The organism is Janthinobacterium sp. PSRC1-1 (assembly GCF_049897525.1).
GTDB lineage: Bacteria > Pseudomonadota > Gammaproteobacteria > Burkholderiales > Burkholderiaceae_D > Janthinobacterium > Janthinobacterium tructae.
This window is the reverse complement of sequence record NZ_JAFCWK010000002.1, coordinates 317401-329402: the sequence shown is the minus strand read 5'-3', so window position 1 is coordinate 329402 and position 12002 is coordinate 317401. Positions and strand designations below refer to the sequence as shown.

The 12002-nt window shown below is 69.3% G+C and carries 9 protein-coding genes; all 9 read right to left on the bottom strand.

Features of this window, described 5'->3' with window-relative positions:
• Nucleotides 1–125: 125 nt before the first annotated feature.
• Entirely contained in the window at nt 126–830 is a 705-nt protein-coding gene (locus tag ACP7DW_RS05065; RefSeq protein ID WP_426054171.1) for a hypothetical protein, read from the bottom strand.
• A 94-nt stretch (nt 831–924) separates the two neighbouring features.
• The gene (locus ACP7DW_RS05060) at nt 925–1959 is read right to left on the bottom strand and encodes a zinc-dependent alcohol dehydrogenase (RefSeq protein ID WP_426054427.1); all 1035 of its coding nucleotides are present in this window, start codon (nt 1957–1959) and stop codon (nt 925–927) included.
• An 11-nt stretch (nt 1960–1970) separates the two neighbouring features.
• Complete coding sequence (locus ACP7DW_RS05055) at nt 1971–2267, bottom strand: hypothetical protein (protein ID WP_426054170.1); 297 nt, start codon at nt 2265–2267, stop codon at nt 1971–1973.
• Nucleotides 2268–2303: 36 nt separating this feature from the next.
• Nucleotides 2304–4742: a glycosyltransferase gene (locus ACP7DW_RS05050; protein ID WP_426054169.1), complete on the bottom strand. Its 2439-nt coding sequence runs from the start codon at nt 4740–4742 to the stop codon at nt 2304–2306.
• The gene (locus tag ACP7DW_RS05045; protein WP_426054168.1) at nt 4739–5971 is read right to left on the bottom strand and encodes a TIGR04063 family PEP-CTERM/XrtA system glycosyltransferase; all 1233 of its coding nucleotides are present in this window, start codon (nt 5969–5971) and stop codon (nt 4739–4741) included. Before ACP7DW_RS05045 ends, ACP7DW_RS05050 begins: the two co-directional genes overlap by 4 nt.
• Before the next feature lie 4 nt (nt 5972–5975).
• A complete protein-coding gene (locus ACP7DW_RS05040) occupies nt 5976–7928 on the bottom strand; it encodes an XrtA/PEP-CTERM system amidotransferase (RefSeq protein ID WP_426054167.1) in 1953 nt (650 codons plus the stop codon).
• 10 nt (nt 7929–7938) lie between these two features.
• Nucleotides 7939–9153, bottom strand: a complete 1215-nt coding sequence (locus ACP7DW_RS05035) for a TIGR03088 family PEP-CTERM/XrtA system glycosyltransferase (RefSeq protein WP_426054166.1) — start codon at nt 9151–9153, stop codon at nt 7939–7941.
• Nucleotides 9143–10711, bottom strand: a complete 1569-nt coding sequence (gene xrtA / locus ACP7DW_RS05030) for an exosortase A (protein WP_426054165.1) — start codon at nt 10709–10711, stop codon at nt 9143–9145. The genes ACP7DW_RS05035 and xrtA overlap by 11 nt, the downstream gene beginning before the upstream one ends.
• The gene (locus ACP7DW_RS05025; protein ID WP_426054164.1) at nt 10708–11997 is read right to left on the bottom strand and encodes a TIGR03087 family PEP-CTERM/XrtA system glycosyltransferase; all 1290 of its coding nucleotides are present in this window, start codon (nt 11995–11997) and stop codon (nt 10708–10710) included. The genes xrtA and ACP7DW_RS05025 overlap by 4 nt, the downstream gene beginning before the upstream one ends.
• Nucleotides 11998–12002 lie beyond the last annotated feature (5 nt).

The following is a 12002-nucleotide window of genomic DNA, read 5'->3' as shown; positions in this document are numbered from 1 at the left end:
CTATAGGACAGACCGTGCGGGGTGTCAACGGCGCACGGCAGCGCGTGGGCGCAAACGGCGCCGCCCTGGTCAAGAATACTGACCAGGGCGGCGTGTTTGGGAAATGGAACGAGATAGAGTGAGGGCTACTGCTTTGATGGCGGTTTGGCGTACAGGCCCCTGGCCAGGCTGCTGTCCGCATCGTCCACTTGCAGCCCGCCTTTGACGACGCGCAAGGCCAGCTTCTGGAATGCCTGGCCTCTTAGCCATTGCGGGTCGGTGACGGCGAAGGCGGCGAGGCGTTGCTGCGCGCGCTCGGGCGGCACGGCCAGCCATTGATACTCGGCTTTCGAGCCCTGGCGGCGCAAGCCGGCGCGCACCCAGCGCTCCGACGCCGGCATGCGCACGATGGCGTCGCCGTTCGCCACGCTGACGGCCGTGGCCGTCTTGCCGCTGTGCGCTTCGAATTTTACCTCCACGCCGGGCATCGGCCCCACTTGGGGAAAGCCGACGATGGCCACCCACAGTCCCGCTTCGGCGGGTTTCCGGATGCGCATTTCCGCTTCCTCGAACAGGCGGAATTGCGGCTCCTTGCCGCCGTTGCCCGCCACCAGGGTCACTGTGTCGCCGACAACGCGCCACGCGCCGCTGGCTTGCTCGTCGGTATTGCCATAACTGAGCATCCATTCGAACGTGCCATCCTTTTTCAGCAGCAGTTCGGAGCCCGTTTCCATGACGCCTTGCAGGTAATAGTGCCCGGGCAAGGCGGACGCGGCCGGCTCGGCCGCGCTGGCGGGAGCGGAGCAGGCGAGGGCGGCGCAGGCCAGCCAGCCAGCAAGAGAAATTTTCATCGGTGTGTCCTTTGTAATGTGCAATTATGGCAATGAAAATGCAATTGCCGTCGCACGACACACCGGCGCAGTTGGCGCGCTGCTCAGGCGTAGCTCAATTGCCGCTGAAATCGAGCACCACGCGCGAGGCCACCTTGCCATGCTCGAGGCGGCTGAAGATCTCATTGATGGCCGACAGCGGCTGCAATTCGATGCCGGCCTTGACCTTGCCGTTGGCGGCAAAGGCGAGCGCCTCGGCCATGTCCTGGCGCGTGCCCACAAAAGAGCCGCGTATCGTCACGCAGTTGGCGACGACGTCGAACAGCGGCGTCGGGAAGTCGCCCGGCGGCAAGCCGACCAATACGCAGGTGCCGCGCTTGCGCGTCATCGCCACGCCTTGTTGGAAGGCATCAATCGACGGCGCCGTGATCAGCACGCCGTGGGCGCCGCCCCCGGTCGCTTCGCGCAGGGCCGCCACAGGGTCGCCCTGGCGCGCGTTGATGGTCACTTCGGCGCCGAGGGCGCGCGCGTGCTCCAGCTTGCCTTCATCGATGTCGACGGCCGCCACGCGCAAGCCCATGGCCACCGCATACTCGATGGCCAGGTGGCCCAGGCCGCCGATGCCGGACACGGCCAGCCACTGGCCCGGCCGCGCGCCCGTTTCCTTGATGCCCTTGTAGCTGGTCACGCCGGCGCAGATGATGGGTGCTGCCTGCACGGCGGACAGCCCTGCCGGAATATGCGCGACGTAGCGCGGGTCGGCCAGGATGTATTCGGCAAAGCCGCCATTTTTGGTGTAGCCGCCGAACTGCGCCTCGGCGCACACGGTTTCCCAGGCGGCCAGGCAATGTTCGCAATGGCCGCACGCCGAGTACAGCCAGGGCACGCCGACCCGGTCGCCCAGCTGTACTTCGGTCACGCCCGTGCCCATGGCCACCACCAGGCCGATGCCTTCGTGGCCGGGAATGAACGGCGGCGTCGGCTTGACGGGCCAGTCGCCGCGCGCCGCGTGCAAGTCCGTGTGGCACACGCCGCACGCTTCCGTCTTGACCAGGATCTGGCCGGGGCCGGGCACCGGCACGGGTACCTCGCGCAGCACCAGCGGCTGGCCCAGTTGTTCGACGACGGCGGCTTGCATGGTAGTGGGGATCATGTTATTCCTTATGAAGTTGGAGGGGCGTCAGTCACGCGCCCTGCCATGGGCTGGTCAACAGACACTTGCGAATGATCATATTCTGCTGCATGCGATTCGAAAATTGATTGATCTACATCAATGTGTGAGCGCACGGTGCCGAATACTTCAAGCACAGCGACTTGCGTGCGAAAATCGCCAGCCAGACTGGCGTTGCTATCCCGATCCGTAGCGTGCATGCATTCTGAGATGGCTTCGCAGGCGAGATCGCGCTTGTCGACGGTGCGCCCATTGCAAGCGATGTGGCAAGATATATGCATGAGCATGGACAACGCCATGTCATCGCGCTGCGGGCTGCCCGCCTACGCCACCTTGCTCACCACATAGCGGTACTTGCCCGACGCTTCGGCCGCGATCTCGTCGACTTCCTCGATGGCGATGTCCACCTGCGCGCCCAGCCTGGCCTGGAAACCGCGCACGATGGTGCTGCGCGTGGCGTCATCGAGGCGCGCCACGCAGACCAGCAGCACGCGCGTGCGCAGCAGGCTTTCCTGGATGATTTTAAAACTGCGCACTTGCGGCAGTTCGCGCACGATGTAGACGAGGGCCAGGCCATGCATGACGGTGCCGTCGACCGCCGTGAGGAAATCCGTGCTGCGCCCTTCGATTCTCTGCAGCAGGGGCAAACCGCGGCCGCAGGCGCAAGGCTGCGTGCCCAGCGCACCCACGTCGCCGGTGGCGTAGCGGATGAAGGGGTAGTCCCGCGTGGCCAGGTGGGTGACGACGATCTGGCCCGTGGCCCCTGGCGGCAGCGGCTGGCCCTGGTCATCAAGAATTTCCACGATGATGTCTTCGGCCATGATGTGCATGCCGCCTTCCGGGCATTCGTGGGCGATGAAGCCCGCGTCGCGCCCGCCGTAGCCGTTGGCCACGGGGCAGCCGAAGGCGGCGGCGATCTGCGCGCGCTGCTCGTCGTACAGGCGCTCGGCCGTGACGAACGCCACTTTCACGCCCAGGCCGTCGAGCGGCAGGTCGCGCGCGTCGGCGTGGCTGGCGATGCGGCACAGCGCGGACGGGTAGCCGAACAGCATGCGCGGACGCCAGCGGCGCAAGTGCCGCACGTAGCCATCGAGGCGCGCGCTCGACATGGCAAACGCGGGCAGCAGGGTGGTGCGCAGCAGCGCATCGCGCAGGCGGCGCAGGCGGTCTTGCGCCTGCAGCTCGATGGGCGAGCCCCACAAGACGGCTTCGCGGTCGCCGATGTCGACGCCCCACCAGCGCGTGGCGCGCCACTTGGCGGCGATGTCGTGGCTGACCCTGCGCCGTCCGAGGAAAAACTGCAGCGGCTCGCCGCTGGAGCCGCCCGTGGCGAACGGGCGCAAGCCCACGGCGCGGGCAGACTTGAAGCTGTCGCGCGCGCCAGCGATATCGCTTTTGCGCAGCAGCGGCAGGCGCGCCAAATCGGACAGTTGCCGCACCTGTTCCGGGTCGAAGCCGCAGCGGGCGAACAGGGCGCGGTAGTAGGGCACGTGCGCGCCCGCGTGGCGCAGCAGCGCGCGCAGGCGCGCCAGCTGCCACTCCTGCAGCTGCTGCGCGCTCCACCACTGCGAGCGTTCCATCCGGCGCAGCAGGCGCGCGCTGTGGTGGCCCTTGAGCCATTCATGCAGGGGAAACAGCCAGCGGGCCACGCAGCGCGTGTAGACGCCGGGGCGCGGCGCGGCGCGAATGCGGCGGTAATGCGCGGCCAGCAGGGGCGCGATGCCGGGCCAGCCGAAAGTGGCGGCGTGCGCCAGGCCCGCGTCGACCAGCGCCTGCGCGCGCGGCGGGTCGCGCAGCAGCGCCAGGATAGCCTGCGCCATGGCGGCCGGATCGCCGGGCGGCACCAGCAGCGCCGTCACGCCGTCCTGCAGCAGCGCGGGGATGCCGCCCACGTTGGTGCTGACGACGGGGATGCCGCAGGCCAGCGCTTCGAGCACGGAATTGGGCATGTTGTCGGCCAGGCTAGGATTGAGGACGATGTCGCTGGCCTGGTACAGGGCCGGCATGGCGGCATTGTCGACGGGGCCGGCGAAGCGCACGGAGGCAAGAACGCCGAGCGACCTGGCCAGGCGTGCCAGCGCCGCGCGCTGCGGCCCGCCGCCGGCCAGCACCAGGCGCGCCGCGGGATAGCTGGATCGCACGAGGGCAAAGGCGCGCACGGCGCTGGCGTTGTCGTACAGGCTTTCCAGGTGGCGCGCCACGAGGATGCGCGGGCCATCGGCGGACGCTGACGCGCCTGGCGCGGCAGGGGTAAAACGCTGCAAGTCCACCACGTTCGGCACGATGTGGGCCGTATGGCCATATTGTTCGAAAATGCCGGCCAGGTAGGCCGAGGGCACGACGATGGCGCTGGCGCGGCGCAGGCTCAATGCCACCAGGCGCGGCGAACGGGCAAAGAAGGCTGCCGCTTCGCCGCCCCGGTAGTTGAGCAGGGCCGGCTTGCCTTTCAGGCTGGCGATCCACAATGCCGGCGCCGCGTGCAGATGCCAGGACCAGCCGGAATTGGCCATGATGTGGAACAGGTCCACCGTATTGGCAGTCCGCCACAGGCGCCACAGGTGCACGGGCAGGCGCAGCGCCGCGCGCAGATAGCTGATGCGTTCCAGCCAGGGCGGCAGCACGGGGCCGTTGACGGCCAGCAGCTGCACTTGCGCGCCGTCGTCGCGCAGCTTGCGCGCCAGTTGCGCCGTCTGGTTCGCCATGCCGCCGGCCGGCGGCGGCAGAGGGCCGACCAGCGCGATGCGCAAGCCCATGAAGATCATGGCGCCGCTCCCGCCACTCCCGCCACCCTGCGCGCCGCGGCCAGGCGCGCATACACGGGCGCATAGCGGCCCACGCTGGCGCCCCAGCTGCGCTCCGTCTCGACGAAGGTGCGCGCCTGGCGCCGCAGTACCGCGCAGCTGGCGGGCGCCAGCAGCAGGTTCAATACCGCCAGCGCCAGCGCTTCGGCATCGCCGGCGCGAAACAGCATACCCGTCTTGCCATGTTCGACCAGTTCGCGGTGGCCGCCCACGTCGGACGCCACCACCAGGCGGCCCTGCGCCATCGCCTCCAACGGTTTCAAGGGCGTCACCAGTTCCGTCAGGCGCATGGGAAGGCGCGGATACACGCAGATGTCGACCAGCTGATAATACGCGGCCACCTGCGCATGCGGCACTCTGCCCGCGAAGACCACGGCGTACTCGATGCCCAGCTGCGCCGCCAGCGCGCGCAGGGCCGCGTCCTGCGGGCCGCCACCGGCCAGCAGCAGCCGCAGTGCCGGCTGCGCCGCCAGCATGCGCGGCATGGCGCGCAGCAGCAGCGCCAGTCCCTCGTAGGCATAGAACGAGCCGATGAAGCCGATCACAGGATGACCATCCAAACCCAGCGTGCGGGCCAATGCCGGGTTATGAGGGGCCTTGAAGGCGCCCGCATCGACGGCGTTCGGGATGACGGTGATTTTATGCGCGGGCACGCCGCGCGCGCACAACTCGCGCCGCAAACCGTCGCAGATGGTGGTGACGGCGTCGGCGCGGCGCAGCGCATAGGTTTCCAGCGCCCGCGTGAGCCGGTAGCGCAGGCCACCGGGCCGGCTGCTGCCATGGTCGGCGGCCGCGTCTTCCCAGAAGGCGCGCACTTCATAGACGACGGGAATGCCCAGCGCGCGGCCCGCATTGATGGCGGCGATGGCGTTCAGGGCGGGCGAATGCGCATGCAGGATGTCGGGCCTGGCTTGCTGCGCCAACTGGCGCAGGCGCACGGCCAGGCCGATGATGACGGCCACTTGCCGCAGCACGGGCAGGCGCGCCCACCAGCGCGCATCGGGCGCCGTGCGGTAGAAATGCCAGCCGTCGACCAGCTGCTGCGCGCTGTCGGACGGCCCCTGTTTGGCGCTGGTGAGTTGCGTCGTGTGCCAGCCCAGCGCGCGCTGCTGCCGCAGGATGGCCAGGGTGCGAAACGTGTAGCCGCTGTGCAGGGGCAGCGAGTGGTCGAGGATGTGCAGGATGCGCATGGATTTACTCCACCGCCATGGCGGGCGCGGGCGCCGGCGCCTGGCGGCCATCGACGGGCAGCACCTGGCGCAGGAAGGACTCGAACATCAGCAGCGCCCACAGCGGCGCGCTGTAGTCGCGCCGTCCGCTGGCATGCTGCTCGAGCAGCAGGCGCACGTAGTCCATGTCGAACAGGCCGCACTGCGCCAGGGTGGGGCCCAGCAGCCGCTGTTGCAGGCGCTGGCGCAGCGGGCCGCGCAGCCAGTCGGCCAGCGGGATGGCAAAGCCCATCTTCTGGCGGTACAGCACGGTGTCCGGCAGCAGCGGGCGCAGGGCTTTTTTCAGCAGGTACTTGCCTTCGCCGCGCCGCAGCTTGAACTGCGGCGGCAGGCCGGACATCCACGCCACCAGTTCATGGTCGAGCAGGGGCGAGCGCACTTCCAGCGCATGCGCCATGCTGGCCCGGTCGACTTTCGTGAGGATGTCGCCGGGCAGGTAGGTTTTCAGGTCCAGGTACTGCACCTGCGACAGGGGATCCTGCGCGGGGCTGGCCAGCGCGTGGCGGCGCAGCACTTCCACGGCGCGGTAGCCGTGCAGGCTGCGTCGCAGCTCGGGGCTGAACAGGCGCGCGCGCATGGCGTCGCCCAGCAGGCTGACGCCGTGAAAATACGCATCCGTCGTGTCGCGCGCCAGGCCCTCGAAGGTGGTCTTGGCGCGCAGGAAGCGCGGCGCCCAGTCGGCCTTCGGGTACAGCCGCCCCAGGGTGCCGAACAGCGACTGGCGCAAGCCGGCCGGCAGCAAGGGGTCCATCGCCTTGCGCACTTTTTCTTCGCGCGTGTGCAGGCGGTAGCGCCGGTAGCCGGCCAGGCTTTCATCGCCGCCGTCGCCCGACAGGGCCACCGTGACGCGCTGGCGCGCCAGCTGGCAGACGCGGTACGTGGGCATGGCGGAACTGTCGGCGAACGGTTCGTCGTACAGATTGGCCAGCAGGTCGATCAGCCCGAAGTCGTCCTGCTCGACCTGGCGCGCGTGGTGCGCCGTGGCGTAGCGGCGCGCCACCAGGTCGGCGTAGCGCGCCTCGTTGTACGCCGGGTCGCCGAACGAGATGGAGCAGGTGTTGACGGGCGTGGCGCTGGCCCCGGCCATCAGCGCCACCACGGCGCTCGAATCGACGCCGCCGGAGAGGAAGGCGCCGAGCGGCACTTCGGCCACCATGCGGATGCGCACCGCTTCGCGCAGGCGCGCCAGCAGTTCGTCGGCCGCCTGCGCCTCGCTGGCCGGTGGATTCGGCGTGAATGGAATGTCCCAGTAGGCTTGCGGCGCGGGCAGCGGCTGGCCGGCGCGGATCGACAGCGTATGCCCGGGCGGCAGCTTGCGCGCGTGCTGGAAGATGCTGCGCGGCTCGGGCACATAGCCGTAGGCGAAATACTCTTCCACGGCCAGCGGATCGAGCACGCGCGGCATGGCCGGATGCGCGAGCAGGGCTTTGAGTTCGGAGCCGAACAGCAGGGTGCCATCCTGCGCCTCGCCGTAGTACAGCGGTTTCACGCCCAGGCGGTCGCGCGCCAGGAACAGCAGGTGGCGCCGGCGGTCCCACAGGGCGAAGGCGAACATGCCGCGCAGGCGTTGCACGCAGTGCTCTCCCCACTGTTCCCAGGCGTGGACGATGACTTCCGTGTCGCTGCTGGTGCGGAACTGGTGGCCGAACTGGCGCAGTTCGGCCATCAGGCTGCGGTAATTATAGATTTCGCCATTGAAGACGATGGCGATGCTGCGGTCGGCGTTGAACAGCGGCTGCTGGCCGCTGGCCAGGTCGATCACGGACAATCGCCGGTGCGCCAGGCCCAGTCCCGGCTCGCGGTGCAGTCCCCCTTCATCCGGCCCCCGGTGCTGCAGGCTGTGGTTCATGCGCGCCAGCAGCAGCACATCGATGTCGCGCTGGCCCTGCAAATCAAAGATGCCGCTGATGCCGCACATGGGAGGCCTTTCAGGGATAGGTGGACAGGGGTGAGGGCTGGCGCGCGCCCGTCAGGCGGTCGTACACGGCCAGGTAGGCGCCGGCCATGGCGGGCAGGCTGTGCTCGGCCAGCACCTGGCGCCGCCCGCGCGCGCCGTGGCGCGGGCCCAGTTCTGGCATGCTGTAGTAGTCGAGCATGGCGTCGGCCAGCATCTCGGCAGAACCGGGTGGCACCAGGGTGCCGCTCCAGCCCGACTGCACCAGTTCCGCATTGCCGCCCACCTGCGTGGCGACGATGGGCAGCCCCGTCGCCATCGCTTCGAGGATGGTGTTCGAACTGCCTTCGGCCAGCGAGGGCAGCACGAACAGATCCATGGCGCGCAGCAACTGCGCCACGTCGTCGCGCGCGCCGGGCAGCCAGGCCAGATGGGCCACGCCAGCCTGCTGCAGCAGCTCCAGGCACGCCTGGCGGCACGGCCCGTCGCCGACGATGATCAGGCGCAGGCGCGCGCGGGCGCCCGGCTGCGCCAGCAACAGCAGGAACGCCCGCACCAGCGAGGCATGGTCCTTGACGGCGGCCATGCGGCCCACGCTGCCGATGACGAAGGCGCCGTTGCACAGGAAGCCGGGCGGCCCGACGGCGGCCGGCGGCCCCAGGCGCGGATGGAATTGCACGCTGTCGACGCCATTGCCGATGTGCGATACCTGTGCGGGCGCCGCGCCGATGCTGTCCACCAGCCAGTGGCCCAGGTCGGCGCTGACGGCGATGAAGTGCTGCACCAGCGGCAGCATGCATTTGCGCAGCAGCCGGTATTTGCGGCGGGTGCCGTGCAAGTCGCTCATGTCGCGCCCGTGTTCGCCATGCACGCGCAGGCGCACGCCGGCCAGGCAGGCCAGCAGTTGCGCTTCGAGGCAGCCCAGGTTGCGCGTGTGCACCAGTGCCGGGCGCAGCTGTTTCAGTACGCGGTACAGGCGCAGGTAGTGGCGCCAGTCCTTGCCTTCGCGCTTGTCCAGGCTGATGATAGCGACACCGGGCGTGGTCAGGCGCTGGCGAAACGCGGTGGCGTTCTTCAGGCAGACGATGGCGTGCCGGTAGCGTTCGGGTGGCAGATGGTTGATCAGGTTCACCAGGCCGTTTTCCAGCCCGCCCACGTCGAGCTGGTGGATCACGTGCACGATCAGCGGGACGTCATTGGCCGCTACAGCAGCCTCGCGTGTGCGGCCAGCATCGGTGTCAGGGGCCATGCGGCAGCTCCTGCAGGCGTTGTTCGATGACGGGCAGCGCCGCCTGCAGGAAGGCGTGCAGGCGCGCGCGCGGCGGCGGGGCCAGCTCGTCGTAGGCGGCAAAGACGAGGATGTCGGCGCCATCCTGGCGCCTGCCCAGCAGCTTGGCTTGCGCCAGCAGCAGTTTTACCAGCACGGGTCGGGCCGTGACGATGCCGCCCTGGCGGTAGATGCGCCACACCAGCAGGCGTTCGCCACCGCGCCCCAGCACGCTTTCGCGCACGGCCAGGGTGCCGCCGGCCAGCTTGACGTGTTGCACGCGTTGCGCCAGCGCCATCCAGCGCGGGCCATATGGCGAGGACTGGTGCGTCAGCAGTTCGGCATCGCGTGCCTGGCGTGCATACCAGTGCAGCTGCAGTCCCACCGGCGCGCCGTCGCCGGTCTGGCGTGCATACGTGGCGGCAAACCGCGCGGGCGTGCCCGCATACGGCGCCTGCCAGGCGGGTGCCGCATCGCGCAGGCGCTGCCAGGCGGGCGGATCGGGCAAGGCCAGCACAACGGGGGAGCCTGGCGGCACGGCGCCGGCGTCGCGCTGGCTGGCCAGGGCCAGCGCCGGCCATAGCGCCGCCAGCAGCAGGCAAGCCAGGCTGGCGCGCACGACGGCCTGCGGGCTGGCGCCGCGCCCGGCCGTGGATGGCACGGCGCGCGCCAGCGGCGATTCGCGCCAGCGCGCGGCCAGCCAGAACAGCAGCAGCACCACCAGGCCGAAGAATAGCCAGCCATAGATCAGGTGGTCGACGCCCACGGCCAGGCGCATGTTGCTCAGGTGACCCAGCATCACGATCAGGTAGGCGCGCACGCCATTGGCCAGGATGGGCACCAGCAGGGCGGTGGCCATGACGGCCAGGCGCCGCCGCACGCTGTGGCAGTGCACATGGGCGTACAGGGCGCCCAGGGCCAGCGCGGCGATCAGGTAGCGCAAGCCGCTGCACGCTTCCACCACCGACCAGTTGCCGGTAGGCAGCGAAAAATTGTTGCCATCGCGAAACACCGGTACGCCCGTCCATTGCAGCGCGGTCACGGTGAAGGCCGCCGTGAAGTCGATCAGGGGATCGAGGAAGACTTCGCCAAACGGCACGGCCAGGAACAGATACGCGAGGGGAAAGGCCAGCAGGCGCACGGCCGGCCAGCCGAGGATGGCCAGCACGCAGGCGGGCAGCATGGCCGTGGCCGCATATTGTTCCACCACGGGCACGTTGGCGGCGTCGGCCAGCAGCCAGGCCAGGCCCAGCGCACCAAGCAGCAGCAAGCCTTGCCACGACGGCTGGGGCGCCAGCGCGGCCAGGCGGGCGCGCTGGCGCCAGGCCAGCCAGCAGCTGATGGGCACGATCAGGAAGCCGTGCGCGAAGGTCTGCGAGCGCGACCACAGTTCCAGCATCGACCAGAAGGTGGCGTGGTACAGCAGCACGACGGCGGCCAGGGCCAGCAGCAGGATCGCCAGGGCTTGCTGCTGGCCCTGTGCATGCGGCAGGATGGCCGCGTCCGGCAAGCGGGCGACCCGGTCGAGCTGCACGCTCATGTGGATGGCTCCCGCACGGGCAGCGTCGGCATGGCGGCAGCGCTGGCTCCAGCACCGGCCTCGGCAGGCAGGCCCAGCATGGCGCCCAGGCCGCGCAGGTTGCGTTCCCAGTTGTAATCTTGCAACACCAGCTGGCGCGCCGCCGCGCCGATGGCCGCGCCACTGCCTTCGGCCCCGCCGCCGCTGGCATTGCGCAGCACGCGCGCCGCATGGTGGATGAATTCGGCGTCGTCGCGCGCCAGCAGCAGTTCCAGGCCCGGCTGGGCGGCGATGCCTTCCAGCGCCTGCGGCGTGGCCAGCACGATCTTGCCCATCGCCATCGCTTCGAGCACCTTGTTTTGCACGCCGCGGGCGATGCGCAGGGGCGCCACGGCCAGCGCCGCGCCAGCCAGGTAGGGCCGGATGTCGGGCACCTTGCCCGTCACCACCACGCCGGCCACCCTGGTCAGCGCCGTCACGGCGGGCACGGGCGCGCTGCCGACGATATAGAACTGCAACTGGGGAAACTGGCGCCGCAGCGCGGGCCAGACGTGGCGCACGAACCATTGCACGGCGTCGATGTTGGGCCAGTAATCCATGGCGCCTGTAAACACCAGCGCCTGCACGCCGGGCGGATAGATTGCGCTCTGCGCCGGCATGGGCGTGAAATACGCCGTGTCGACGCCGTTATTGAAAAATCCCGTCTTGCGCCGCGCCATCGGCGCGCACTGGCGGAACAGGGCCGCTTCGGCGGGCGAAACGAAGCTGGCGGCCGTGAACTGCTGGGCGATATGGCGCTCGTACTGCAGCAGCAGCTGTGCTTCGCGCCGGTACAGCAGCGACAGGGGCCAGGGCTTGCTGTCGCCGTACTGGCGCCATTTGTCGGAATCGACGTCGACGAAATCGATCACGCGGTGCAGGGCGCGGCCCGCGCTGCCGTCGATGTATTGCGCCATGGGCCCGGAAAAGGCCAGCGCGTGGCGTACCTTGCCGCCAGACACCAGGCCATCGACCCATTGCAGCAGACGTGCATCGCGGTAGTACTGCACGCTCATGGCTTGCCGCGACAGCAGCGCCTGCAGGGCGCGCCAGCGGGCCGTGCCGCGCCGCAATTCGATGAAGCGCGTGCTGGCACACAGGGCGGCCACGGTTTTCGCGTGCCGCCAGTCGTCGTCATCGTCGATGAAACAGCCCAGGTGCACGCGGAAATGCCGGCTCAGGTACTGCAGCATGTGCCACGAGCGTATCTTGTCGCCCTTGTTGGGCGGATACGGCAGGCGGTGGGCGAGGAATAATAGTTCGCGCATGGTGT